The sequence below is a fragment of the Streptomyces sp. UG1 genome (genome assembly GCF_049974585.1).
GTDB lineage: Bacteria > Actinomycetota > Actinomycetes > Streptomycetales > Streptomycetaceae > Streptomyces.
Genome location: NZ_JBNGGG010000014.1, coordinates 107,156 through 132,470 on the forward strand (window position 1 = coordinate 107,156; position 25,315 = coordinate 132,470).

At 69.5% G+C, this 25,315-nt stretch carries 20 protein-coding genes; 17 read left to right on the forward strand and 3 right to left on the reverse strand.

Features of this window, described 5'->3' with window-relative positions; all coding sequences use genetic code 11:
* Positions 1 to 49: 49 nt before the first annotated feature.
* The 15 genes from ACP4J3_RS17755 (at position 50) to ACP4J3_RS17825 (ending at position 18,405) form a co-directional block, all read left to right on the forward strand.
* Positions 50 to 718, forward strand: coding sequence for a GntR family transcriptional regulator (locus tag ACP4J3_RS17755; protein ID WP_426535397.1), 669 nt, complete (start codon positions 50 to 52; stop codon positions 716 to 718).
* Entirely contained in the window at positions 715 to 1,623 is a 909-nt protein-coding gene (locus ACP4J3_RS17760) for a dihydrodipicolinate synthase family protein (RefSeq protein ID WP_426535399.1), read from the forward strand. The genes ACP4J3_RS17755 and ACP4J3_RS17760 overlap by 4 nt, the downstream gene beginning before the upstream one ends.
* Positions 1,620 to 3,356 carry an L-arabinonate dehydratase gene (gene araD / locus ACP4J3_RS17765; protein ID WP_426535401.1) on the forward strand — a complete coding sequence of 579 codons (1,737 nt, stop codon included), beginning with the start codon at positions 1,620 to 1,622 and terminating at the stop codon, positions 3,354 to 3,356. Before ACP4J3_RS17760 ends, araD begins: the two co-directional genes overlap by 4 nt.
* Before the next feature lie 181 nt (positions 3,357 to 3,537).
* Positions 3,538 to 4,473, forward strand: a complete 936-nt coding sequence (locus tag ACP4J3_RS17770) for a carbohydrate ABC transporter permease (RefSeq protein ID WP_426535403.1) — start codon at positions 3,538 to 3,540, stop codon at positions 4,471 to 4,473.
* Positions 4,474 to 4,481: 8 nt separating this feature from the next.
* Positions 4,482 to 5,369 (forward strand): carbohydrate ABC transporter permease, encoded by an 888-nt coding sequence (locus ACP4J3_RS17775; RefSeq protein WP_426535568.1) that lies wholly within the window; start codon positions 4,482 to 4,484, stop codon positions 5,367 to 5,369.
* Positions 5,366 to 6,661 carry a pectate lyase family protein gene (locus tag ACP4J3_RS17780; protein WP_426535405.1) on the forward strand — a complete coding sequence of 432 codons (1,296 nt, stop codon included), beginning with the start codon at positions 5,366 to 5,368 and terminating at the stop codon, positions 6,659 to 6,661. Before ACP4J3_RS17775 ends, ACP4J3_RS17780 begins: the two co-directional genes overlap by 4 nt.
* The gene (locus tag ACP4J3_RS17785) at positions 6,658 to 7,827 is read left to right on the forward strand and encodes a Gfo/Idh/MocA family protein (protein ID WP_426535407.1); all 1,170 of its coding nucleotides are present in this window, start codon (positions 6,658 to 6,660) and stop codon (positions 7,825 to 7,827) included. Before ACP4J3_RS17780 ends, ACP4J3_RS17785 begins: the two co-directional genes overlap by 4 nt.
* Positions 7,827 to 8,672: a PmoA family protein gene (locus ACP4J3_RS17790; RefSeq protein ID WP_426535409.1), complete on the forward strand. Its 846-nt coding sequence runs from the start codon at positions 7,827 to 7,829 to the stop codon at positions 8,670 to 8,672. The genes ACP4J3_RS17785 and ACP4J3_RS17790 overlap by 1 nt, the downstream gene beginning before the upstream one ends.
* A complete protein-coding gene (locus ACP4J3_RS17795) occupies positions 8,669 to 10,177 on the forward strand; it encodes a family 43 glycosylhydrolase (protein ID WP_426535411.1) in 1,509 nt (502 codons plus the stop codon). Before ACP4J3_RS17790 ends, ACP4J3_RS17795 begins: the two co-directional genes overlap by 4 nt.
* A gap of 36 nt (positions 10,178 to 10,213) precedes the next feature.
* Positions 10,214 to 12,199: a pectinesterase family protein gene (locus ACP4J3_RS17800; RefSeq protein ID WP_426535413.1), complete on the forward strand. Its 1,986-nt coding sequence runs from the start codon at positions 10,214 to 10,216 to the stop codon at positions 12,197 to 12,199.
* Between the two features lie 50 nt (positions 12,200 to 12,249).
* Entirely contained in the window at positions 12,250 to 13,590 is a 1,341-nt protein-coding gene (locus tag ACP4J3_RS17805; RefSeq protein ID WP_426535415.1) for an ABC transporter substrate-binding protein, read from the forward strand.
* A 146-nt stretch (positions 13,591 to 13,736) separates the two neighbouring features.
* Positions 13,737 to 14,543, forward strand: a complete 807-nt coding sequence (locus ACP4J3_RS17810; RefSeq protein ID WP_426535417.1) for a rhamnogalacturonan acetylesterase — start codon at positions 13,737 to 13,739, stop codon at positions 14,541 to 14,543.
* Positions 14,544 to 14,577: 34 nt separating this feature from the next.
* On the forward strand, positions 14,578 to 15,891 hold the full coding sequence (locus tag ACP4J3_RS17815; protein WP_426535419.1) for a pectate lyase family protein: 1,314 nt from the start codon (positions 14,578 to 14,580) through the stop codon (positions 15,889 to 15,891).
* Between the two features lie 116 nt (positions 15,892 to 16,007).
* A complete protein-coding gene (locus ACP4J3_RS17820) occupies positions 16,008 to 17,138 on the forward strand; it encodes a pectinesterase family protein (protein ID WP_426535421.1) in 1,131 nt (376 codons plus the stop codon).
* 154 nt (positions 17,139 to 17,292) lie between these two features.
* Positions 17,293 to 18,405: a right-handed parallel beta-helix repeat-containing protein gene (locus ACP4J3_RS17825; RefSeq protein WP_426535423.1), complete on the forward strand. Its 1,113-nt coding sequence runs from the start codon at positions 17,293 to 17,295 to the stop codon at positions 18,403 to 18,405.
* Between the two features lie 7 nt (positions 18,406 to 18,412).
* On the opposite strand, the gene ACP4J3_RS17830 is transcribed toward ACP4J3_RS17825, so the two are convergent.
* On the reverse strand, positions 18,413 to 20,611 hold the full coding sequence (locus ACP4J3_RS17830; protein ID WP_426535425.1) for a family 43 glycosylhydrolase: 2,199 nt from the start codon (positions 20,609 to 20,611) through the stop codon (positions 18,413 to 18,415).
* Between the two features lie 201 nt (positions 20,612 to 20,812).
* Here ACP4J3_RS17830 and ACP4J3_RS17835 point away from each other — a divergent pair, with 201 nt between their 5' ends.
* Positions 20,813 to 21,967: a right-handed parallel beta-helix repeat-containing protein gene (locus tag ACP4J3_RS17835; protein ID WP_426535427.1), complete on the forward strand. Its 1,155-nt coding sequence runs from the start codon at positions 20,813 to 20,815 to the stop codon at positions 21,965 to 21,967.
* A gap of 231 nt (positions 21,968 to 22,198) precedes the next feature.
* Here ACP4J3_RS17835 and ACP4J3_RS17840 read toward each other — a convergent pair whose 3' ends face one another.
* Positions 22,199 to 23,044: a hypothetical protein gene (locus ACP4J3_RS17840; RefSeq protein WP_426535429.1), complete on the reverse strand. Its 846-nt coding sequence runs from the start codon at positions 23,042 to 23,044 to the stop codon at positions 22,199 to 22,201.
* Positions 23,041 to 23,610, reverse strand: a complete 570-nt coding sequence (locus ACP4J3_RS17845) for a SigE family RNA polymerase sigma factor (protein ID WP_426535431.1) — start codon at positions 23,608 to 23,610, stop codon at positions 23,041 to 23,043. Before ACP4J3_RS17845 ends, ACP4J3_RS17840 begins: the two co-directional genes overlap by 4 nt.
* Before the next feature lie 250 nt (positions 23,611 to 23,860).
* Here ACP4J3_RS17845 and ACP4J3_RS17850 point away from each other — a divergent pair, with 250 nt between their 5' ends.
* Positions 23,861 to 25,312, forward strand: a complete 1,452-nt coding sequence (locus ACP4J3_RS17850; protein ID WP_426535433.1) for an NCS2 family permease — start codon at positions 23,861 to 23,863, stop codon at positions 25,310 to 25,312.
* Positions 25,313 to 25,315: the final 3 nt, after the last annotated feature.

Here is a 25,315-nt window from a genome sequence, read left to right on the forward strand (position 1 = left end):
AGATCCCATACGCGAGATCAGAGATCCCGCGAAGATCCGAGAGGCGCGCATGACCTCTGTGCCCACGCCGATCCCCTCGCGCACGCAGTTCGTGCTGGAGGAGATCAAACGCCGCATCCTCACCGGGCAGTTGACGCCTGGTCAGGCTCTGGTCGAGACCGAGCTCGCCACGCAGTTCGGGGTGTCGAAGACCCCGGTGCGCGAGGCGCTGAAGACGCTCGCCGGGACAGGCCTGGTCGTGATGAGCCAATACAAGGGCGTCACGGTGCGCATGGTGGACGCGGACATGGCGCGCGAGGTCTACGACGTGCGGCTGCTCCTCGAACCCGAGGCGCTCAAGCGGGCCGTGCGGCGCGGAGCCTCCCTCGACGCCGCCCGTGACGCGCTGACCCGCGCCGACGCCGCCACCGACACCGCCGAACGCTCCCTCGCCAACCGGGAGTTCCACCGCGCCCTGTATCTGCCCTGCGGCAACCCGCTGCTCGGCCGGATGCTCGACGAGGTCCGCGACCAGGCCGCCCTCGTCTCGGCCGTCGCCTGGGCCGCCTCGCCCTCCTGGGAGCGGGAGGCTGGCGAGCATCGGGAGATCCTGCGGCTGGCGCTCGAAGGGGACGCGGACGGCGCCGGGCGCGCCCTGCACGCCCACATCGCGTCGTTCGTGCGACGGGCCTTCCCGGACGCGGGGGTCGAGGCCCAGGGAGAGGACGGTCCGGCATGACAACGACGTTCGAGTCCCAGCGGACGGCCCTGGCCGACGTGGTGGCGATCCCGGTGACCCCGTTCGCCGAGGACGGACGCGTGGACCAGGACGCCCACCGGGCCCTGCTGCGTCGTCTGCTCGACGGGGGCGTCACCACGCTCACCCCCAACGGCAACACCGGCGAGTTCTACGCCCTCGCCCCCGAAGAGCGCCGCCTCGTCACCGAGATGACCATCGACGAGGCCGGCGACCGGTCCGTGATCATCGTCGGCGTCGGGCACGACATCCCCACCGCCATCGCCTCCGCCCGGCACGCCCGTGAGCTCGGCGCCCAGATGGTGATGGTCCACCAGCCCGTCCACCCGTACGTCGCCCAGCGCGGCTGGGTCGACTACCACCGCGCCATCGCCGAGTCCGTGCCCGAGCTCGGCGTCGTGCCCTACATCCGCAACGCCCAGCTCACCGGCGCGCGCCTGGCCGAACTCGCCGACCACTGCCCGAACGTCATCGGCGTGAAGTACGCCGTCCCGGACGCCGCCAAGTTCGCCGCGTTCGCCCGCGACGCCGGACTGGAGCGGTTCGTGTGGGTCGCCGGGCTGGCCGAGCCGTACGCGCCCTCGTACTTCTCCGCCGGCGCCACCGGCTTCACCTCGGGCCTGGTGAACGTCGCCCCGGCCGTCTCGCTGAACATGATCGAGGCGCTTCGATCCGGGGACTACCCGGGCGCGATGAAGGTCTGGGAGCAGATCCGCCGCTTCGAGGAGCTGCGCGCCGCGAACGGCTCCGCCGACAACGTCACCGTCGTCAAGGAGGCCCTCGCCTCCCTCGGCCTGTGCCGCCGCGACGTCCGCCCGCCGAGCAGGGAGCTGCCCGAGGACGAGCGCGCCGAGGTCGCCGCGATAGCCGCCGGGTGGTCGATATGACCGGCTCAGAGCGCATGCGCCCGGAGGAACTGCGCAGCCATCAGTGGTACGGCACCGAGGGCCAGTTGCGCACCTGGTCGCACAACGCCCGCATGCGCCAGCTCGGCTACGAGGCGGAGGAGTACCGGGGCCGCCCGGTGATCGCCGTCCTCAACACCTGGTCCGACATCAACCCCTGCCACGTCCATCTGCGCGAGCGCGCCGAGGCCGTCAAGCGGGGGGTGTGGCAGGCCGGGGGCTTCCCGCTCGAGTTCCCGGTCTCCACGCTCTCGGAGACGTACCAGAAGCCCACCCCGATGCTCTACCGCAACCTGCTCGCGATGGAGACGGAGGAGCTGCTGCGGTCGTATCCGATCGACGCGGCGGTGCTGCTCGGCGGCTGTGACAAGTCGACACCGGCGCTGCTGATGGGCGCGGCCTCCGCCGACGTACCGTCGATCTTCGTGCCCGCGGGACCGATGCTGCCGGGGCACTGGCGTGGTGAGACCCTCGGGTCCGGCACCGACATGTGGAAGTACTGGGACGAGCACCGCGCGGGCAACCTGACCGACTGCGAACTGCGGGAACTCCAGGGCGGGTTGGCGCGCTCGCCGGGGCACTGCATGACCATGGGCACCGCCTCCACGATGACCGCGGCGGCCGAAGCCCTCGGCATGACCCTGCCGGGCGCCTCCTCGATCCCGGCCGTCGACTCCGGGCACGAGCGGATGGCCGCCGCCTCCGGGCGCCGCGCCGTGGAACTCGCCTGGACCGCCCTCAAGCCCTCCGAGATCCTCACCCGCGAGGCCTTCGAGGACGCCGTCACCACGGTGCTCGGGCTCGGCGGCTCCACCAACGCGGTCATCCACCTGATCGCCATGGCGGGACGGGCCGGCATCGAGCTCGCTCTCGACGACTTCGACCGCATCGCCCGCACCGTCCCGGTACTGGCCAACGTGCGGCCCGGCGGACAGACGTACCTCATGGAGGACTTCTACTTCGCCGGCGGTCTGCCCGCCTTCCTCTCGCGGATCACCGACCTGCTCCACCTGGACCGGCCGACCGTGACCGGCACCCTGGGCGAGCGGATCGAGGGCGCCGTCGTCCACGACGACGACGTCATCCGCACCCGCGACAACCCGGTCGCCGGCGAGGGCGGCGTCGCCGTACTACGGGGCAACCTCTGCCCGGACGGCGCCGTCATCAAGCACATCGCCGCCGAGCGGCACCTGCTCAAGCACACCGGTCCGGCCGTCGTCTTCGACGACTACAAGACCATGCAGCGCACCATCAACGACCCGTCGCTCGGCATCACCGCCGACAGCGTGCTGGTGCTGCGCAACGCCGGTCCCAAGGGTGGGCCGGGCATGCCCGAGTACGGCATGCTGCCGATCCCCGACCACCTGCTGAAGCAGGGCGTACGGGACATGGTGCGGATCTCCGACGCCCGGATGAGCGGCACGAGCTACGGCGCCTGCGCGCTGCACATCGCGCCCGAGTCGTACGTCGGCGGACCGCTGGCACTGGTGCGGACCGGCGATCTGATCACCCTGGACGTCGAGGCGCGCACCCTCCAACTCGACGTGGACGACGAGGAGTTGGAGCGCCGCCGGGCCGAGTGGACACCGCCGCCCGCGCGCTACGAGCGCGGCTACGGCGCGCTCTACAACGAACAGATCACCCAGGCCGACACCGGCTGCGACTTCGAGTTCTTGGCCCGCCCGGGCAAGTCCCCAGCCCCATACGCAGGCTGACAACAACGCCGTAAAGAGGCGCGGGGAACTGCGCGACCAGCCCCAACGCACCCGCAGCCGCCACACAACCACAAGAGGCATCCCGTACCGCGAAACCGGGACCGACCTCCGCATATCGAGAAAGCGCTTCCTGCACCACAAGCAAGCCGCACGCACGACGTACCGAGAACGGAGACCAGTCATGGCCCAAGCCGCAGCCGTGGCGAAACCGCCCGCGCCACCGAGGCGGCGCCGTGCCTCCGCCACGCCGCGCAGGCTCCCGTATCTGCTGATCGCCCCGGCGGCCCTGCTCATGCTGGGCTTCATCGCCTACCCGGTCATCAGCGTCTTCTACTACAGCCTGCAGGAGTACAACCCCACCAAACCGTGGCGGAACGGCTTCGTGGGCTTCGACAACTTCGTCCACGCCTTCACCGAGGACCCGCTGTTCTGGGACACGCTGACCTTCAGCGCCAAGTGGGTGTTCGTCGAGGTCGGTCTGCAGCTCCTGTTCGGGCTCGCGCTCGCGCTGATCGTCAACCAGACCTTCGTGGGCCGGGCGCTGGGCCGCGCCATGGTCTTCTCCCCGTGGGCCGTCTCCGGCGTGCTGACCTCCGCGATCTGGGTGCTGCTCTACAACTCCCAGACCGGCATCACCCGTTACCTCGCCGACGCGGGCATCGGCTCCTACGGCACGAGCTGGCTGTCGGACACCGGCACCGTGTTCTGGGCCGCGATCGTCGCCGACCTGTGGCGCGGCGTGCCCTTCTTCGCGATCCTCATCCTCGCCGACCTCCAGTCCGTCTCGAAGGACCTGTACGAGGCCGCCGAGGTCGACGGGGCCAGCCGGATCAAGCAGTTCTGGCACATCACCCTGCCCCACCTGAAGGACGCGATCATCCTCTCCACACTGCTGCGCGCGGTGTGGGAGTTCAACAACGTCGACCTGCTCTACACCCTCACCGGCGGCGGGCCCGCGGGCGTGACCACGACGCTGCCGCTGTACGTCGCCAACACCTCCGTCGACGCCCACAACTTCGGCTACGCGTCCGCCCTGACCACCGTCGCGTTCGTGATCCTGCTCTTCTGCTCGATCGTCTATCTGCGGCTGAGCAAGTTCGGAGGCGACAACAAGTGAGCACCGAGATGGCCACCAAGGCCGCGCCCGCCCCCGCGCCCGCCGCCCCCGAACCGCCGCGGCCGGCGACGAAGCGGCGCCGCGCCTGGGACGAGGCCCCACGCTGGCAGATCTACCTGCCGCTGGGCATCTACCTCGTCTTCACCCTGATCCCGTTCTACTGGATCCTGCTCTTCTCCCTGCGCCCGGCCGGCTCCACCTCGCTGGTGCCCTGGCCGATGACCTTCGACCACTTCGAGAAGGTCTGGACGGAGCGGAGCTTCGGCACCTACTTCCAGAACAGCGTGCTGGTCGGCGTCGTCACCCTGCTGATGACGACCCTGGTCGCGCTGGCCGGCGGCTACGCCCTCGCCCGGTTCGACTTCAAGGTCAAGCAGGCCTTCATGCTGGCCCTGCTGTGCTCGCAGTTCGTGCCCGGCGCGCTGCTCCTGGTCCCGCTGTTCGAGATCTTCGCCGAGCTGCAGATGATCAACTCCCTCGGCAGCGTCATCATCGCCGAGACGGTCTTCCAACTGCCGCTGTCGATCATCCTGATCAGCAACTTCATCAAGAACGTGCCGTACTCCCTGGAGGAGGCCGCCTGGGTCGACGGCTGCGGCCGGATGAAGGCCTTCCGGATCGTCGTCCTGCCGCTGCTGCGGCCCGGTCTGATCGCCGTCGGCTCCTTCGCCTTCGTGCACTCCTGGAACCACTTCCTGTTCGCCCTGATGTTCCTCAACAACCAGGAGAAGCAGACCATCCCGGTCGGCCTCAACACCCTGATGGGCGCCGACAGCGTCGACCTGGGCGCGCTCGCCGCGGGCGGCATCATCGCCGCCGTACCCGTGGTGATCGTGTTCGCCTTCATCCAGAAGTGGCTCATCACGGGCTTCAGCGCCGGGGCGGTGAAGGGATGAGACTCCGTCACGTCATCGCCGCCACGGCCCTGCTGGGACTGCTCGGCGTCCCGGCCCACGCCGACGAGGGCCGTGACATCAGCCGCGACACCCTGCCCGCGAACGACGGCTGGGCGGCGGCCGACGGTGGTACCACAGGGGGTTCCACCGCCGACGACGCCCACGTCTTCACCGTACGCAACCGCAGTGAGCTGGTCCGGGCGCTCGACGGCGGCAGCGCCACACCGAAGATCATCAAGATCGCCGGGACCATCGACGCCAACACCGACGACGACGGCGACCACCTGGACTGCGCCGACTACGCCACCGACGGCTACAGCGTGAAGAAGCACCTGGCCGCCTACGACCCCCGCACCTGGGGCTCCGCCAAGCCCAGCGGCCCCATGGAGGAGGCCCGTCGGGCGTCGGCCGCCAGGCAGGCCGAGCGGGTCCAGCTCGCCGTCGGTTCGAACACCACCATCGTCGGACTCGGTGACGACGCCGTCCTCAAGGGGGGCAGCCTCCAGGTCAAGAACGCGGACAACGTCATCATCCGCAACCTCGAACTCCGCGACGCCTACGACTGCTTCCCCGTCTGGCAGCCCAACACCGGCGGCCTCGGCGACTGGAAGACGGCGTACGACAACCTCTGGCTGCGCGGCGCCACCCATGTGTGGATCGACCATGTGACCGTCAGCGACAAGGGCCACCCGGACGAGAAGGAACCCACCTACTTCGGCCGCAACTACCTCCGCCACGACGGCCTGCTGGACATCACCAACGCCTCCGACCTGGTCACCGTCTCCTGGAGCCGGTTCGCCGACCACGACAAGGCGATGCTCATCGGCAACGGCGACACGGCGACAGGGGATCGCGGCAAGCTCCGCGTCACCCTGCACCACAACGAGTTCGAGTCCCTCGTCCAGCGCGCCCCGCGCGTCCGCTTCGGGCAGGTGCACCTCTACAACAACCGGTACGTCGTCCCGGCCGACGCCCACGACTACCGCTACTCCCTCGGCGTCGGCACCGAGTCGGCCCTCTACGCCGAGAACAACGCCTTCCACACCCCCGGCCACATCGAGGTCGCCGACCTGGTCAAGAGCTGGAACGGCACCGCCCTGCACCAGTCCGGCACCCTCTTCAACGGCTTCCCGGTCGACCTGCTCGCGATCTACAACGCCTACAACTCCGCCAGCGAGCGCGACCTCACGGCCGACGTCGGCTGGACACCTACCCTGCACACAAAGATCGACAGCGCCGAGGCGGCCGACCGAGCGGTGGCCCGTGGCGCGGGCGCAGGGAGGATCCCATGAGCACTGCCGTACCCATCGTCCTCGCGGGCGCGCGCGGCCACGGCCGCTGGCACCTCGACAACATCCGCCGGCTCCAGGACAAGGGGATCGTGCGGCTGGCGGGGATCTGCGAGCTGACCCCGCTGAGCGCGGAGGAGTTCCCCGAGGGGCTCGTCCTGCCCTCGGGTGCGCCTGAGCAGTCCGCCGACTTCGGCGCCCTCCTCGACTCCACCGGCGCCCGGATCGCGGTGATCTGCACGCCGATCCCGACCCACACCGACCTGGCGCTGACGGCCGCGCGCAAGGGCGTGCACATCCTGCTGGAGAAGCCGCCCGCGCCGTCGTATGCGCAGTTCAAGCGCATGGCCGACGGGGTCGCCGAGTCCGGTGTCGCCTGCCAGATCGGCTTCCAGTCGCTCGGCTCGCACGCCGTGCCCGCGATCCGGACACTGATGGCCGACGGCGCGATCGGCGAGATCGTCGGGATCGGCGGCGCCGGTGCCTGGGCGCGGGCCGAGGCGTACTACCGGCGGGCGCCCTGGGCGGGCAAGCGCAGGCTGAACGGCGTGGACGTCATCGACGGGGTGCTCACCAACCCCCTCGCGCACGCCGTCGCCACCGCGCTCGCGCTGGGCGGCACGACGGCCGCCGAGGACGTCACCGGCATCGAGACCGAGCTGCTGCGCGCCAACGATATCGAGTCCGACGACACCTCCTGCGTCCGCGTCACCACCACTCAGGACCGCCCGGTCGTCGTCGCCGCCACGCTGTGCGCCGAGGACCCCGGCGAGCCGTACGTCGTCGTCCACGGCGAACGCGGCCGGATCACCTTCTGGTACAAGCAGGACCGCGTCCTGCTCCAGCGCGCGGGCCACGGCCCCGAGGAGTTCGAGTACGACCGCACGGACCTGCTGGAGAACCTCGTCGAGCACCTCACCGACGGGGCCGACCTGCTGGTCACGCCCGAGGCGACCGGCGCCTTCATGCGGGTCGTTGAGGCGATTCGACAGGCCCCCGATCCGGCCGCGCTGCCCGATGGGGCCTGGCGGCTGCTCCCCGACGAGCAGCGCCGGGTCGTGCTCGGTGTCGACGGCCTCGTCGCGGCCGCCGCCGACACCCTCGCCCTCTACTCCGAGCTGGGCGCCCCCTGGGCCGGCCCGGCGCGAACGAAAGAGGTGAGCACCTGATGACCCCCCACGACACCCCGGTGCTGCGCGTCGCGGGCCGGCCGGTCGGCCGGTACGTCACCCGGCCGGAGCTGCCCGCCCGGCTCTCCCCGCGCCCGTATCTGCACCCCGTCACCACCCTGGCCGGCACGGCGGTCACCGAGCTGAGCCCCGCCGACCACATACACCACCTCGGCGTCGGTGTCGCCGTTCCCGACGTCGAGGGGTCCAACTTCTGGGGCGGGCGCACCTTCGTCCGCGACCAGGGCCCGACCGAGCTGGACAACCACGGCGCCCAACGGCACTCCGCCTTCCAGCTCCGCGACCCCGACGGCTTCGTCGAGGAACTGCGCTGGGTGGCGTCCGGCGCCGAGCTGCTGCGCGAGCGCCGCACGGTCGCCGCCACCGAACTCACCGAGTTCGCCTGGGCGCTGGACTTCACCTTCTCCCTGACCAACGTCACCTCCGGCCCGCTGTCCATCGGCAGCCCCGCCACCAACGGCCGCCCCGGCGCCGCGTACGGCGGCTTCTTCTGGCGGGCCCGCAAGGAGGCGTCGGCGCCGGAGGTGTTCACCGTCGACCGCGAAGGCGAACAGGAGATCCACGGCACCCGCGCCCCCTGGGTGGCGCTCGCGGGCTCCACCTGGACCCTGGTCTTCGCCGGCGCCACCGAACAGACCCGCCGGGACCCGTGGTTCGTGCGCGCCGAGGAGTACCCCGGCGTCGGATCCTCCCTCGCCGCCGACGAGCGCCTGCCGATCCCGCCCGGCGAGACCGCCGTACGCCGGATCGTCACGGTCGTCGCCGACGGCCGTATCAGCAAGCTGGAGGCGGCGTCCCTGGTCCGCAAGGCGGTGAGCCCGTGACGACCGAGGTGTACCGCAACCCGATCCTGAACGCCGACTGGTCCGACCCGGACGTCCTCCGCGTCGGCGACGACTTCTACCTCACCGCCTCCAGCTTCGGCCGCGCCCCGGGCCTGCCCCTGCTGCACTCCCGCGACCTGGTCAACTGGACCCTGGTCGGCCACGCCGTCGACCGCCTGGAGCCGGCGGCTCAGTTCGCGGCCCCGCGCCACGACTGCGGAGTGTGGGCCCCCTCCCTCCGTCACCACCACGACCGCTTCTGGATCTTCTGGGGCGACCCCGACCAGGGGATCTTCCAGGTCAACGCCCCCGAGATCCGCGGCCCCTGGACCAAGCCGCACCTGGTGAAGGCGGGCAAGGGCCTGATCGACCCCTGCCCCCTGTGGGACGACGAGACCGGCGAGGCCTACCTCGTGCACGCCTGGGCCAAGTCCCGGTCAGGGGTGAAGAACCGGCTCACCGGCCACCGTATGCACCCCGACGGCACCGAACTCCTCGACGAGGGCAAGGTGATCATCGACGGCGACCGGATCCCCGGCTGGTTCACCCTCGAAGGGCCCAAGCTCTACAAGCACGACGGCTGGTTCTGGATCCTGGCCCCCGCCGGGGGAGTGGAGACCGGCTGGCAGGGCGCCTTCCGCTCGCGCGGGTTCTTCGGGCCGTACGAGGAGAGGATCGTCCTCGAACAGAAGGACACCGACGTCAACGGACCCCACCAGGGCGGCTGGGTGCGCACCCCGTCCGGTGCGGACTGGTTCCTGCACTTCCAGCAGCGCGGCGCCTATGGCCGTGTGGTCCATCTCCAGCCGATGCGCTGGGGCCCCGACGGCTGGCCGGTGCTCGGCGACGACGGCGCCCCCGTCGCCGTACACCCCAAACCCGACCTGCCGGCGCAGCCGGCCGCCGCGCCCGCCACCGACGACGACTTCCCCGGCGGACGCTTCGGCCGCCAGTGGTCCTGGACCGCCAACCCGCGGGACGGCTGGGCCACCCAGCACTCGGGCGACGGGCTGAGACTGACCTGCGTCCGCTCGGCCGACGCGCACGACCTGCGCAAGCTGCCCCACATCCTCACCCAGCGGCTACCGGGCACGCCCTGTGCGGTGGAGGTGGAGCTGCGGCTGGACAGCGCGGAGCCGGGGGCGCGGGCGGGGCTCGCGGTGCTCGGGGACGCGTTCGGCTGGATCGGGCTCCAGCGGGGCGCGGACGGGGCGGTGCATGTCGCGCATCGATTCGCGGAGGCGGTCGCGGACCGGGAAAGGGACGCCGATCACGCTCGGCTCGCGCCCGAGGGGCGGGTGCGGCTGCGGATCGAGATCGGGGCGGGGGCGCGTTGTCGGTTCTTCTACGACGCCGGTGACGGGCTCCGTCCGTCCGGGCCGGTGTTCGCCGCCACCCCCTGGCGCTGGGTCGGCGCCTTACTCGGGTTGTTCGGTCTCGCGCCCGCCGGTCAGGGCCATGCCGGCGCGGCGACCTTCACGCAGTTCAGGATCAGCACCTTGTAACGCACCCCTTCACTCGCACCGCTTTTGGGAGCCGCAATGACGCACCTCGATAGCAAGCGCTTGCCGGGAGCCGGCAGAACCGTGGCCGCCGTGATGGGCCTGGTGGCAGCCCTGGGCCTCGGGGCGATCGGCGAGGCACAGGGCGCCGCCCCGGTGTCGCCCACCACGACGACGGCCGCCCCATGGTCCGACCGGGCCCACGGCTTCGCCTCCCTCGCCGGCGGCACCACCGGCGGCGCGGGCGGCAAGGTCGTCACCGTCACCGACCAGGCCTCGCTGGCCAGGTACGCGGCGGCCGAGGAGCCGTACATCATCCGCGTGGCCGGATCGATCGAGGTCGCGCCCTTCGGCTCGGACATCGTCGTCGGGTCGGACAAGACCATCGTCGGCGTCGGCGACACCGGCGAGATCGTCCACGGCGAGCTGCACCTCAACCCGGGCACCAGCAACGTCATCATCCGCAACCTGACGATCCGCGACTCCTACGTCGAGGGCGACTGGGACGGCAAGACCACCGACTTCGACGCCATCCAGATGGACACCGTCGACCACGTCTGGATCGACCACAACCGCTTCACGCACATGGGCGACGGGCTGCTCGACATCCGCAAGGACAGCCAGTACATCACCGTCTCCCACAACCAGTTCACGAACCACAACAAGGCGTTCGGCATCGGCTGGACGTCCAACGCGCTGACGCAGATCACCGTCGACCACAACTGGTTCAAGGGCACGAAACAGCGCAACCCGTCGGCCGACAACTGTGCCTACGCCCACCTGTACAACAACTACTTCACGGACCAGGTGCGCGACGACGACCCGGTGTGGACGTACGGCAGTTGGGCGCGCGGCCGGACCAAGATGGTCCTGGAGAACAGCTATTACGACGGTGTACGGCATCCCTACCAGGCCGACGCGACGGCCGAACTGGTCGAGCGCGGGTCGATCCTGAAGAACACCAGCGGGCGGCACGACGAGTGGGGCGACGCCTTCGATCCGCGCGAGTTCTACCGGTACCGGCTGGACCCGGCCGCTGCCGTGCCGGCACTCGTCTCGCGGTTCTCCGGGCCGCAGGAGCGGATCGGCGACTCGGTGACGCTGCACGTCCCCGGCGATTATCCGACCGTGCAGGCCGCCGTGGACGCCGTGCCCCGCGGCAACGCGAGCACGGTGGTGATCGCGGTCGCGCCGGGCACCTACCGGGAGAAGGTCCACATCCCCTCGAACAAGCCGAACATCGTGCTGCAGGGGACTGGACAAGATCGGTCCGACACCGTCATCGTCTACGACACGCCCGCCGAGTACGGCGGTTCCACCGGAAGCGCCACCGTGCGGATCGACGCGAACGACGTCACCGCGCGCAACCTCACCTTCAGCAACGACTTCGACGAGGCCGCACACGAGCTGAGGGGCGAGCAGGCGCTCGCGATGAAGACGAACGGCGACCGGATCGTCTTCGAGAACACCGGCTTCCTGGGCAACCAGGACACGCTGATGACCAACAGCCCCTCGCTGACCACCGTCAGCCGGGTCTACATCCGCGACTCGTACATCGAGGGCGACGTCGACTTCATCTACGGCCGCGCGACCACCGTCATCGAGCGCTCCGTGATCCGCGCACTCAACCGCGGCTCGACCACCAACAACGGCTGGGTCACCGCGGCCTCGACCTGGAAGGACAACCCCTACGGCTTCCTGATCACCGACTCGAAGATCGTGAGCGACGCGCCGGACGGCTCCTTCCACCTGGGACGGCCGTGGCACCCCGGCGGTGAACCCGACGCGATCGCCCAGGTGCTGATCCGGAACACCGAACTGCCGGCCGCGATCAAGTCCTCGCCGTGGACCGACATGAGCGGGTTCTCGTGGAAGGACGCGCGGTTCAGCGAGTACCGGAACTACGGACCGGGCGCGGCCGTAACCGCGGACCGGCCGCAGATGAGCGAGGACGCCGCGCGGGACCACACCGTCGCCGACTACCTCCAGGGCACGGACAACTGGGCGCCGTACGCCCGTCACTGACCCCCACAACTTCATATCTCCGCTGGATCCAGAACGAAGAGAGCCGACCAATGAAAATCAGCATCCGTAGAAGCAGGCGCGCTGCCACGGCCGTCGCCCTCGGATCCGTCCTCGCCCTGACCGCCACCGCCTGCGGCGACGACGGCAGCGGCGCGAGCGGTGAAGAGGGCAGCGGCAAGGGAAAGATCGTCTTCTGGGACAACAACGGCGGTGTCCGCACCGACATCTGGAAGGAGATCATCGCCGACTTCGAGAAGGCGAACCCGGACATCGACGTCGAGTACGTCGGCATCCCCTCCACCGACGTGCAGTCCAAGTACGACACCGCCATCCAGGGCGGCGGCCTGCCGGACGTCGGCGGCGTCGGCGCGGCCATGCTCGCCGCGATCGCCGCCCAGGACGCCCTGGAGCCGCTGGAGGACCGCCTCGCCAAGTCCTCCCTCAACGGCAAGCTGAACGAGGGCATGGTCGAGTCGGTGAAGGTCGCCGGCGGCTCGGACGAGCACATGTACACGGTCCCGACCTCCGCGAACAACGGCACGCTCTACTACCGCACCGACCTGTTCCAGAAGGCGGGCCTGGACGAGCCGTCGACCTGGGAGAAGTTCTACGAGGCCGCGGACAAGCTCACCAATGCCAAGAAGAACGAGTTCGGTTACACCATCCGCGGCGGCGCGGGCTCCATCGCCCAGGCCCTGGACGCGATGTACGGGCAGTCCGGCATCACGTCCTTCTGGGACTCCAGTGGTGAGAAGACCACGGTCAACGACGCGAAGAACGTCGAGGCGCTGGAGAAGTACACCGCCCTCTACAAGAAGGTCACCCCGGCGGCCGACCTGAACAACGACTTCACCAAGATGGTCGCCCAGTGGGACTCCGGCACCATCGGCATGCTGAACCACAACCTGGGCTCCTACCAGGACCACGTGAAGGCCCTCACCACCGAGAAGTTCCGGGGCATCCCGCAGCCCACCGGGCCGGGCGGCAAGCGGGTCCAGGTCTCCAACCCGGTCGACGGACTGGGCCTGTTCAAGAGCTCCAAGAACAAGGAGGCCGCCTGGAAGTTCATCGAGTTCGCCGTCTCCCACGAGTCGAACTCCAAGTGGAACGAGTCGGCCGGCGCGATTCCGTCCAACAAGGAGGCCGCGCAGGACGCGTGGATCTCCGAGGCCGAGCCGACGAAGCTCGCCGCTGCCGCGTTGAATGACGGTTCCACGTCGATTGTCCAGCTGCCGTACTACCTGCCGGACTGGAACACCATCTCCAAGGCCGACAACGAGCCCAACTTCCAGAAGGTGCTGAACGGTGACATGAGCGCCAAGGACTTCCTGGACACGATGGCCGGGCAGTTGAACGAGGCGCAGGCCGAGTGGAAGCAGCAGAAGGGCTAAGAGCTCGGTCGGTTCGGTTGTTGGCCGGCTGCGGATTTTGTTGTGGCTGGTCGCGCAGTTCCCCGCGCCCCTCTGGGGCGCGGGCCACCCCCCACGTGTGAAAGGCACCGATATCCAGTAACACCCTTGAGAAAGGCACCCCTCTCGTGTCCCTCACCCGTAGACAGGTCACCACCATGGCCGCCCTCGCCGCCGTCCCCCTCTCCCTCGCGGCCACGGGAACCGCTCAGGCCGCCGCCGGCCGTCACCGCACCCGCACCCTCTACATCGCCGGTGACTCCACCGCCGCCCAGAAGTACGCCGACGCCGCCCCCGAGACCGGCTGGGGTATGGCTCTGCCCTTCTTCCTGCACAAGGACCGGCCCGTCGCCAACCACGCCGTGAACGGGCGTAGTTCGAAGAGCTTTGTCGACGAAGGCCGGCTCGATGTCATCCTCGGGCGGATTCGCCCCGGTGACCTTCTGATCATCCAGTTCGGGCACAACGACTCGAAGGCCACCGACCCCGCCCGCTACACCGAGCCCTGGTCGACGTACCAGGACTACCTGCGCCTCTACATCGACGGCGCCCGCTCCCGCGGCGCGCGGCCCGTGCTCGCGACCTCCGTGGAGCGCAGGAGGTTCGACTCGGCGGGCAACGCCAGGCCGTCCCACGGCGACTACCCGGCGGCGATGCGCGCGCTCGCCGAGCAGGAGCGCGTGGCGCTGCTCGACATCCAGGCTCTCTCCCTCGCGCTGTGGCAGGAGCTCGGCGTCGAGGAGACGAAGAAGTACTTCAACTGGACCGAGACCGAGCAGGACAACACGCACTTCAACCCGCCGGGCGCCATCGCCGTGGCGCGTCTGGTGGCCCAGGAGCTGCTGCGCACGCGCACGCTGGCCCCGCAGGACCTGCACCGGCTCGACGAGGCGATCCCGGAGTCCTGGATCACCTGGCCCGAAGCCGCCGCGTAACCACCTCACCGACCGCAGAGAAGAGAGCCGCACCATGAACCGACAGTCATGGCATGGGCATGCCATGAGAAGTGCCGTCGTCCTCGCCGGCTGCACCGCCCTCGTCCTCGCCGTCACCGGCACCGGGTCGGCCCAGGCCGGCTCCCGTGACCTCGGGCGCGAGGTCCTCGCCGCGAACGACGGCTGGGCCTCCGAGGGCGCCGGCACGACCGGTGGCTCGGCCGCCGACGCCGAGCACGTCTACACCGTGACCACCTGGGAGGAGTTCAGGGCCGCCCTGCAGGCGGGCGGCGATGCTCCGAAGATCATCCAGGTCAAGGGCATGATCGACGCCGTCTCGGAGGGCTGTGACGCCTTCGAGGCCGAGGGCTACGACTTCCAGCGGTACCTCGCCGACTACGACCCCGCCGTGTGGGGGAACGACACCCCGGTCAGCGGCGAGCAGGAGGACCTGCGGGACGCGTCCTCGAAGAACCAGGAGCGGGCCATCAAGGCGAACGTCCCCTCCAACACCACCATCGTCGGCGTCGGCAAGGACTCCGGGATCCTCGGCGGCAGCCTCCAGATCAAGGGCGTCGACAACGTCATCCTGCGCAACCTGACCATCGAGGCCCCGATCGACTGCTTCCCGCAGTGGGACCCGACCGACGACAACAACACCGGCGCCTGGAACTCCGAGTACGACGGCGTCGTCGTCTACGGCTCCACCCACGTCTGGGTCGACCACAACACGCTCACCGACGGCCGCTACCCCGACAGCTCCCTGCCGTCCTACTTCGGCAAGGTCTACCAGCAGCACGACGGCCTGCTCGACATCGTGCGCGGCGCCGACCACGTCACCGTGTCGTGGAACTCCTTCGAGGAGCACGACAAGACCATGCTGATCGGCAACAGCGACAGCGCCGCGGCGACCGACAGCGGCAAGCTCAACGTCACGCTCCACCACAACCGCTTCGAGGGCATCGTGGAGCGGGCGCCGCGCGTGCGGTTCGGGCAGGTCGACTCCTACAACAACCACTTCGTGGTGACCAAGGGCCAGAAGTTCGGCTACGTCTTCGGCATCGGCATCTCCTCGCAGCTGTACGCCACGCACAACGCCTTCACGCTGGCCCCCGGCGTCAGCGTCGGCAAGGTGCTGAAGAAGTGGAAGGAGTCGCCGCTCACCGCCGAGAACAACTACGTCAACGGCAGGCTCACCGACCTGATCGCCGTGCACAACGCGGAGATCCCCGAGGAGACCCTCCAGTCCGGCGCCGGCTGGACACCGACCCTGCGCACCCAGGTCCACCCGCCGCAGTCGATCCCGTGGCTGGTCGACCACCGCGCGGGCGCCGGCCGCGTGTGCTGACGTAACCGCACCACCCGGGCCGGGGCGGACCTCCGCCGCCCCGGCCCCGCACCCCCCACGGCGAGGAACTACCTCCGATTCCCCCAGAACGCCCCGCACTGCGAAGGAGCACCCGCATGACCTCGCCCCGCCCCCGACTCCCCCTGTCCAGAAGGGGCTTCCTGCTCGCGACCGCCGGTACCGGCGCCGCCCTCGGCCTCGCGGCGACCCCCGCGCGAGCCGCCGTCTCCTCCCGCCCGTTCGGCCGCTACGGCTCCCCGGCCGCGCGCCTCGACGAGCGGACCCTGTACGTCGACCCGCACGGCCGGGGCGACTTCACCTCCGTCCAGGACGCGGTGACCGCGGCGAGCGGCAGCGGCTGGACCCTGGTCATCGCGCCGGGCGTCTACCGGGAGACGGTCATGGCCGACCGCTCCCGCACCGATATGACCTGGCTCGGCGCCGGGGACGGCCCGCGCGACGTCGTCATCGTCTACGACAACGCGGCCGGTACTCCGAAGCCCGACGGCTCCGGCAATTACGGCACCACCGGCTCGGCCACCACCACCGTGCGAGGGGACGGCTTCACCGCCCACCGGATCACCTTCGCCAACGACTTCCTGCGCGAAGAGCACCCCGAGATCAAAGGCACCCAGGCCGTCGCCATCAAGGTGCAGGGCGACCGCTCGGCCTTCCACCACTGTCGCTTCCTCGGCCACCAGGACACCCTGTACGCCGACTCCAATGCCTCCACTCTCTTCGCCCGCCAGTACTTCTCCCACTGCTACGTCGAGGGCGACGTCGACTTCGTCTTCGGTCGGGCCACGGCAGTCTTCGAGCACTGCCACTTCCGCACGCTCAACCGCACGGACCGCTCCTCCGCCCCCTACGGCTTCGTCTTCGCCCCCTCCACGGAGGGCACCAACCCGCACGGCTACCTCGCCCTGCGCAGCCGCGTGACGAGCGAGGCCCCCGACGCCCACTACAAGGTGGCCCGGCCCTGGGTGCCCAGCTCCAGCGCCACGGCCCGTCCCATGCTCACCGTCCGGGAGACCTGGCTGGGCCCCGGCATCGACGCGGTCGCGCCCTACGCCGACATGCGCGCCGAGCACCCCTGGCAGGACCAGCGCTTCGCCGAGTACGGCAACTTCGGCCCCGGCGCCGAGATCACCGTCCCCGAGAACCGGCCCCAGCTGACGGACGAGGAGGCCGCGGCGCACACCCGCGAGACCTACCTCGGCGACTGGGCGCCGTGGAAGGACTGCTGAGACACGGCGGCGCACGCTGCTCGCCGGAATGACCGGCATCGCCGGTGGAGGGTGGTGAAAGTCCCGGCGGAGAAGACGGGGGTGACCCTGCGCGGCGTCACCCGCGACCTGCGAGACACCACCCCTCACCCGCACGAGAAAGGACCCGCACTCCATGTCTCGTCGTACCGCTCTCGCCGCCCTGGCGGCCCTGACCCTGGGCGCCGGCCTCGCCGTACTCCCCACCCAGGCCCAGGCCGCGACCGTGGTCGTCAGCAACTCGACCGATCTGTCCAATGCCGTCAGGAACGCCACCCCCGGCACCGTCATCCAGGTCCGCGGCGGCACCTACTACCCGACGGCCACCCTGCAGTCCACGGCCAACGGCACCTCCTCGTCGCCCATCACGCTCACCGCGTACGGCTCGGAGACCGTCAAGGTCGACGGGTCGTCGCTGCCCTCCGGCTCCTGGATCTTCAAGCTGACCGCCGACTACTGGAACGTCTCCAACATCACCTTCCAGAACTCCCCGGACAGCGCGGTCGTCTGCCAGTCCTGCACCGGAACGGTCTGGAACAACATCAAGACCATCAACGGCGGTGACTCCGGCTTCACACTCACCGGAGACGGCACCGTCAACAACACCGTGAAGAACATCGACTCCTACGGCCACTACGACCCCGCCAACCACGGCGAGAACGCGGACGGCATCGCCGTGAAGTACGGCTCCGGCACCGGCAACCTGATCACCGGAGCCCGCCTCTACAACAATTCGGACGACGGGTTGGACTTCTGGTCCTTCTCCTCCCCGGTCACCGTCGAGCACACCTGGGCCTTCGGCAACGGCAAGAACCGCTGGGGCGACTCCGCCTTCGCGGGCGACGGCAACGGCTACAAGCTGGGCGGCGACGGGGAGACCGTGGCGCATGTCGTGAACAACTCCGCGGCCTGGGACAACACCGGCAACGGCATCACCGAGAACAGCAACAGGGGCGCCATCGTCATCAACCGGACGACGGCGTACGCCAACGGCAAGTGGGGCTACTACTTCGCCACGGGTGCGGCCAGGCTCGGCAAGAACCTCGCCGTGGGCAATGGCAGCGGCCTGGTCAACAAGGGCTCATCGGTCGTCTCGCAGGGCAACAACTGGGACTCCGGCGTCTCCACCCCGGCCTTCCGCTCCACGGACGCGACGACGGTCTACAACGCCCGCCAGTCCGACGGCTCGCTGCCCGTGACCACGTTCCTGACCACGGGCAGCACCACCATCGGCGCGACGATGGACTGAGGCGCTCCTAGCGCCGCACGGGCTTGATGCCCTCCAGTGTCGGGACCACCGGCACAATCGAGCCGTCGGGCGCGAACTCCAGGCGGTCGATGGTGGTCTCCCGGTGCATGCCGTCGCCGCCCGGCCTGCCGGGGCCGTTCAGGGCGAAGCGGTGGTAGACGGCGTACCAGTCGTCGGTGCCGGGGGTGTTCACCACGGAGTGGTGGCCCGTGGCGAGGATCCCGTACTCGGGACGCTTGGACAGGATCGTCCCCTTCTTGGTCCAAGGGCCGAGCGGGGACGGTCCCGTCGCATAGGCGACGTGGTAGTTCTCGCTGCGGGTGTCGTCCTCGGACCACATGAAGTAGTACGTGCCCTTGCGCTTGATCACGAAGGCGCCCTCGCGGAAGTTGTCCGGGGTGATGTCCCGCACCTTCGACGCGTCGAACGACACCATGTCGTCGTTCAGCGGGACGACATAGCCGTGTCCGTTGCCCCAGTAGAGGTACGACGTCCCGTCGTCGTCCGTGAACACCGCCGGGTCGATCATCTGGCCCTGGAGCGAACCGCCCTTCGCCACCAGCGGCTTGCCCAGGGCGTCCTTGAACGGGCCGGCGGGGGAGTCGGCCACCGCCACGCCGATCTGCTGCTCGGCGCAGAAGTAGAAGTAGTACTTGCCGTCGCGCTCGGCGATCGCGGGCGCCCAGGCGTACTTGTCGGCCCAGGAGACGTCCGGACCGAGATCCAGGATGACCCCGTGGTCCTTCCAGTGGACCAGGTCCTTGGACGAGTACGCCTTGAACCGCGTCCCGCTCCAGCCCTGGAAGCCGTCGGTCGTCGGGTAGATCCAGTACTCGCCGTTCAGATAGTGCACATCCGGGTCGGCGTTGAGGCCGGGCAGCATCGGGCTGCGGGTGCGCACGGCCTCGACCGTCCAGGTGCGCTTCGTCCCGTCCGCCGCCGTCACCGTGTACTTCTGCGGCTTGCGGAAGTCGCGGCGGGTGCCGGAGCGCGGGCTGAGGGTCGCGCCCTCACCGGCCCACAGCCTCGGGGCCAGGCGCGCGAGGTCGGCGCCGGGCTGCATGGGCAGTACGACCTTGGAGGCGCTCTCGGTGACGATCGCGTACCCCTTCTGGTCCTTCGCCGTCGCGTCCACGACCGAGGCGGGGCTCGCGGGGTACGCGGCCAGCAGCCGGTCGTACTCCTCCTGCGTCACCGGGATCACCGTGCCGTGCCGGGGGCTGGCGGGCAGTTGGTAGTCGGTCGACGGGGTCCACTGGCCCGAGTCGAGGTCGGTCGTCTCGAAGGGGACGTAACCGCGGCCGCCGTACTCGTCGATGAACAGGTACCACTTGTCCTCGGTGTTGGACTTGAAGACCGTCGGCCCCTCACCGCGCTCCATCGCCCCGCTGCCGATGCAGTCCGCGACGAAGTCGTACGACGTGTCGGTCAGGCTCGTCGACTTCTCCGCGGTGATGAACTTCGAGCACGGGTTGGCGGAGCCGGGGTCCCGCTCGTCCTTGGTGTAGCGGTAGTAGGTGTCCTCGTGCTTGACCACCGTCGAGTCGATGACCGAGTAGCCGGGGTCGTTCCAGACCTTCGGCTCGCTGAAGGTGCGGAAGTCCTTCGTCGTCGCGTACAGCATCTTGTTGTACGTCGATCCGGTGTGGTCGGGATCGTCGGCGGCGTACAGCTTCGACGCCCAGAAGACGACGTACTCACCGCGCGAGTCGTCCCAGTAGGCCTCCGGCGCCCAGGTGTTGCCCGCGTTGTCCGGGGCGACCTTCACCAGGCGCTGGTCGGTCCAGTGGACCAGGTCGGTGGACTCCCAGACCATGATCGACTTGCTGCCGTGCCGCTGGACCTCGTCCCAACTGCCGCTGCTGTTCTGGTACATGCGCAGATCGGTGGCGATCAGATAGAACTTGTCGCCCTTCGGGGAGCGGATCACGAACGGGTCGCGCAGCCCCTTCTCGCCGATGGTGGAGGTGAGCACCGGCTTGCCCTGGTTCAGCTCCCGCCAGTGCAGCGGGTCGTTGCCGCGGCTGAGGGCGTAGCGGATCTGCTCGCCGTCGGCGGTGCCCTCGCCGGTGAAGTAGGCGAAGAGATAGCCGGCGTACCTGGGCTGTTTCACGGGTGGTGCTCCTGAGTGGGCGGCACCGGGCGGGGCGGTGACCAGGGCCAGCAGTAGCGAGAGACAGGCGACGAGGAGGATTCGTGTGCGCATGTCACTCCTGTGTGAGTGTGGGGGTTTCTGTTGGGTGGTGTGCGCGCCATCGGAGTGTCACCAGTGGGAAACCGCACGTCAATCGGTGAGCGAGCGATGCGGGGCAGCGAAAGTTTCGCTCGCTTTCGTCGAGGCGCGGCAACCTCGCCCGGCCACGGCGACGACTCCAGGGCGTCACGTCCCCAAGGAAAGGAACGCCCCGTGCGTCACAGCACCGGACGCCACCGCCGGGCCCGCACCCTCTCCCTCGCCGCGGCGATCGCCGTCGCCTCCGGGGCGGGCGGCGTCTACCTGGGCCTGTCCGACGGCGGCGCCGAGGCGGCCTCGGCGACGGTCACCGTGTCCAGCACCGCCCAGCTCGAGTCGGCCGTGGCGGGCGCGACCGCCGGTACGACCATCCAGATCCGCGGCGGTACGTACACCCCCTCGTCGACCCTCAAGTCCACGGCCGACGGCACGAGTTCGGCCCGGATCACGCTCCAGGCGTACGATGGCGAGAAGGTGCGGATCGACGGGTCCGAGCTGCCCGACGGCTCCTGGCTGGCCGGGATCCACGGCGACTACTGGACCGTGCAGAACCTCACCTTCGTCAACTCCCCGGCCCAGGGCTTCGTCGCCACGTCCTCCGTGGGCGGCGTCTTCCGGAACCTGGTCACCGCGAACAACGGCGACTCCGGGTTCACGCTGCGCGGCGACGGCACGACGGACAACCTGGTGCAGAACCTGGACAGTTACGGCAACTACGACCCGGCCGGGCACGGTCAGAACGCCGACGGGATCGCCGTGAAGTTCGGCTCCGGGACCGGCAACAGGATCACCGGGGCACGCCTGTACAACAATGCGGATGACGGGATCGACCTCTGGCAGTTCTCCTCCCCGGTCACCATCGAGCACACCTGGGCCTTCGGCAACGGCGAGAACCGCTGGGACGACCCGTCCTTCGAGGGCAACGGCAACGGGTTCGAGTTCGGCGGCGGGGGCGCCTCGGTGGCCCATGTCGTCAACGACAACGCCGCCTGGGGCAACGCCCTGCACGGCTTCACCGAGAACTCCAACACCGGCGCCATCGCCCTCAACCGCAACACCGCCTACGCCAACGCCGAGACCGGGTTCTACTTCGCCACCGGCAAGGCGCGACTGGGCCGGAATCTGGCGGTGGGCAACAAGAAGGGGCCCGCGAAGCCGGGAGCGTCGACCGTCTCGTCCGCGAACAACTGGGACGCCGGGGTGGCCACCCCGCCCTTCAGGTCGGCCGACGCGGCCACGGCGTATGCCTCCCGGCAAGCGAACGGGGCGCTGCCGTCGACCAGGTTCTTGGCGACAGGGTCGGAGACGATCGGGTCGACGATGAACTGATTGCCGCGACGGCCAATTTGATTCAGCCCCGCGCCCCCCAGTGCGCGAACGCCCCCGCCAGTCGTCACTGGCGGGGGCGTCGCACTGCCGGTCGAGGGGGGCTCGGGCCGGCAGGTCCGCTACCAGCGTACTCACTGGTACGAGATGTCAGATGACGAGAAGTTGCAGGAGGTTCCATGGGGGCCGGTGCCGATTTCCTTGAAGGATGGGTTGCCGCGCCTTCGGGATTTTTTACGAATCCCCTTCGTCTGTGCCGGAGTCGTCGAGGCCCGCGAAGTCGCCCGCCACGGAGAGCTGTTCGCCGCCCGCGGTCGCCGTCATCGCGTAGCTGTCGTCCTTGGCGTCCCGGCCGCCGCGCTCATGGTCGTACTGCCCCGCGAACACCCACTCGCCCGCGCGGACCGTACGGCCCTCCTTGAGCACCCAGGTGTAGACGACGAAGCCGTCCTTCTCCTCGACCGTGAGGGCGAAGTCGTCCTCCGGCAGGGAGCGCCAGGCGCCGGTCGAGGTGACCCCGCCGGTCTGGGCGACCTTCAGCCGCACGGTGAGCGCGGTGAGTTCCTCGCTCGTCCTCAGCGTCAGATTGCTCTGCGCCCAGAAGTCGTTGCTGTGCGGGTCCACCGAGCCGTCCGACCACAGCGGGCCGTCCTCCTGGCCCTCGGCGGCGGGCGGCACGCTCGGCTGCGGCGCCGGCGGCTTCGTGGTCCGCCCGGACTCCGGGGTCCGCTCCGGCGTCGGATCCGCCGGCGGGGCGGGCGGCACCGGCGCGCGGCTCGTCGCGTCCGGCGACGGCGTGGGCGTCGGCGAGGTGGTCACCGACTGCTGCGGGGTGTCCTCCTTCACGGCGGACGCCACCGCGTAGCCGCCGACCGCGAGCACGCCGGCCACCGCGGCCGTGGCGGTCGCCACCCGGAACCAGCCGTACGCCGGCGGCCGCGTCGCCCGGTGGTCGGGGCGGGTCTGTTCGGCCATGCCGCGCTCCACGCGGGCCAGGATCCGCGCGCGGTCGGGCTCGTGCGCCTCGGCCGCCTCGTGCAGCTTGGCGCGCAGTTCGTCGTGCACGTCCCGCCGCATCATCGGTTCCTTCCTTCGGCGTGCCCGGTGCGCGCCATCGCCGTGGCGTGCACCTTGAGCGGCGCCTGCTGGGTGCCGAGCAGCCGTTGCAGCTCGGCCATCCCCTTCGATGTCTGGCTCTTCACCGTACCGACCGAGATGCCCAGGGCGAGCGCGGTGTCCTTCTCGGACAGGTCGAAGGCGTGCCGCAGCACCACACAGGCGCGTTTGCGGAACGGAAGTCTACGCAACGCCGCCTGGACGTCGACGACACCCGCCACATCCGGGTTCTCGGTCTTCTCCTCGCGCTGCGACCAGAACAGGGCGACCCGCCGCCGCTCCCGGACCGCGCTGCGGATCTTCGTGCGGGCCAGGTTGGCCACGACCCCGCGGGCGTACGCCACCGGATGGTCGGCCGCGCGCACCCGGTCCCAGCGGTGCCACAGCGCCAGCAGCGCGTCCGCGGCCAGATCGTCGGCGGCGTCCGCCTCGCCCGTCAGCAGATGGGCCAGGCGCGAGAGTTCGGCGTAGTGGCGCTCGAAGAAGGCGTGGAACTCCACGGAGGAGGCGTCATCGACGACTCTGCCCACGGGCGACCTCTCCAGCCTGGTGAGTGGCGTGTGAATGACATGTGATCGTCCGGAGATCGTCCGGTCGAGATCCGGAAGCGTAGCAGTGATCGATTACGTGTTTCGTACGGGGCTTCGAACGCTGTGTGGCGGACCGTACGTTGAGGGGCGCTGATTCCGTAACACGGAGAAAACCTGAAACGCGTTCAACGTGGGAACAATCCAGCCAGCATCCGCACACCGATCCATCAGGCACCAAGGAGCTACCGCCATGTCCGAATCCCAGAAGACGGCCGACCGGTCAACCGCCCCACCACCGGGCGTGAACAGCGTCGACCGGTACTTCAAGATCTCGGAGCGGGGCTCCACCTTCGCCCGTGAGATACGGGGCGGTTTCGCCACGTTCTTCACGATGGCCTACATCCTTGTCCTGAATCCCATCATCCTCGGCAGCGCGAAGGACAAGTTCGGCCATCAGCTCGACGCCGTCCAACTCACCACCGCCACCGCCCTGGTGGCCGCGGTCATGACGATCATCATGGGCGTCGGCGGCAACCTCCCGCTCGCGCTCGCCGCCGGCCTCGGCCTCAACGCCGTCGTCGCCTTCCAGATCGCCCCGCTCATGTCGTGGGACGACGCGATGGGCCTGATCGTCCTCGACGGCCTGCTGATCTGTGTGCTGGTGGTGACCGGGCTGCGCGAGGCCGTCATGCACGCCATCCCGCAACCGCTCAAGCAGGCCATCAGCGTCGGCATCGGCCTGTTCATCGCCTTCATCGGCTTTGTGGACGCCGGGTTCGTCAGCCGGATCCCGGACGCCGCGAACACCACCGTGCCGGTTCAGATGGGCGGCACCGGGCAGCTCACCGGGTGGCCGATCCTCGTGTTCTGCCTCGGAGTCCTGCTGACGATCGCGCTGCTCGCCCGCAAGGTGAAGGGTGCGATCCTGATCAGCATCGTGGCCATGACGATCGCGGCGATGATCATCAACTCGATCGCCGACATCAAGGTCTGGGGCCTGACCACACCCGCCTGGCCCGACAAGATCGTCGACACCCCCGACTTCGGACTCCTCGGCGACTTCAGCCTGTTCGGCGCGTTCGGCCAGACCACGGCCATCACCGTCGTCCTGCTGATCTTCACGCTCGTGCTGTCCGACTTCTTCGACACCATGGGCACGGTCGTCGGCATCAGCGCGGAGGCCGGCCTGCTCGACGAGCGGGGCAAGGTACCCAACCTCGGCCGGGTGCTGCTGATCGACGGCGCGGCGGCGGTCGCGGGCGGTGCGGCCTCGTCGTCCTCCGCGACCTCCTACATCGAGTCGGCGGCCGGCGTCGGCGAGGGCTCGCGCACCGGCTTCTCCAACCTGATCACCGGCGGCCTCTTCGCCCTGGCCCTGTTCCTGACCCCGCTGCTCACCATCGTCCCACTCCAGGCGGCCGCCCCCGCCCTGGTCGCCGTCGGGTTCCTGATGATGACCCAGGTCAAGCACATCGACTGGGACAAGTACGAGATAGCCATCCCGGCGTTCCTCACCATCGCCGTCATGCCCTTCACCTACTCGATCACCAACGGCATCGGCGCGGGCTTCGTCGCCTACGTCGTGATCAAGCTGGTGCTGGGCAAGGCGAAGGACATCCACTGGCTGCTGTGGGGGACGTCGGCCCTGTTCCTGGTGTACTTCGCCATCGACCCGATCGAGCAGATCCTGGGAGTCAAGTAAGCA

Coding starts and splice junctions, on each gene's coding strand:
- ACP4J3_RS17755 (WP_426535397.1), top strand. CDS start 50: ATGACCTCTGTGCCCACGCCGATCCCCTCGCGCACGCAGTTCGTGCTG.
- ACP4J3_RS17760 (WP_426535399.1), top strand. CDS start 715: ATGACAACGACGTTCGAGTCCCAGCGGACGGCCCTGGCCGACGTGGTG.
- araD (WP_426535401.1), top strand. CDS start 1,620: ATGACCGGCTCAGAGCGCATGCGCCCGGAGGAACTGCGCAGCCATCAG.
- ACP4J3_RS17770 (WP_426535403.1), top strand. CDS start 3,538: ATGGCCCAAGCCGCAGCCGTGGCGAAACCGCCCGCGCCACCGAGGCGG.
- ACP4J3_RS17775 (WP_426535568.1), top strand. CDS start 4,482: ATGGCCACCAAGGCCGCGCCCGCCCCCGCGCCCGCCGCCCCCGAACCG.
- ACP4J3_RS17780 (WP_426535405.1), top strand. CDS start 5,366: ATGAGACTCCGTCACGTCATCGCCGCCACGGCCCTGCTGGGACTGCTC.
- ACP4J3_RS17785 (WP_426535407.1), top strand. CDS start 6,658: ATGAGCACTGCCGTACCCATCGTCCTCGCGGGCGCGCGCGGCCACGGC.
- ACP4J3_RS17790 (WP_426535409.1), top strand. CDS start 7,827: ATGACCCCCCACGACACCCCGGTGCTGCGCGTCGCGGGCCGGCCGGTC.
- ACP4J3_RS17800 (WP_426535413.1), top strand. CDS start 10,214: ATGACGCACCTCGATAGCAAGCGCTTGCCGGGAGCCGGCAGAACCGTG.
- ACP4J3_RS17805 (WP_426535415.1), top strand. CDS start 12,250: ATGAAAATCAGCATCCGTAGAAGCAGGCGCGCTGCCACGGCCGTCGCC.
- ACP4J3_RS17815 (WP_426535419.1), top strand. CDS start 14,578: ATGAACCGACAGTCATGGCATGGGCATGCCATGAGAAGTGCCGTCGTC.
- ACP4J3_RS17820 (WP_426535421.1), top strand. CDS start 16,008: ATGACCTCGCCCCGCCCCCGACTCCCCCTGTCCAGAAGGGGCTTCCTG.
- ACP4J3_RS17825 (WP_426535423.1), top strand. CDS start 17,293: ATGTCTCGTCGTACCGCTCTCGCCGCCCTGGCGGCCCTGACCCTGGGC.
- ACP4J3_RS17830 (WP_426535425.1), bottom strand. CDS start 20,611: ATGCGCACACGAATCCTCCTCGTCGCCTGTCTCTCGCTACTGCTGGCC.
- ACP4J3_RS17840 (WP_426535429.1), bottom strand. CDS start 23,044: ATGATGCGGCGGGACGTGCACGACGAACTGCGCGCCAAGCTGCACGAG.
- ACP4J3_RS17850 (WP_426535433.1), top strand. CDS start 23,861: ATGTCCGAATCCCAGAAGACGGCCGACCGGTCAACCGCCCCACCACCG.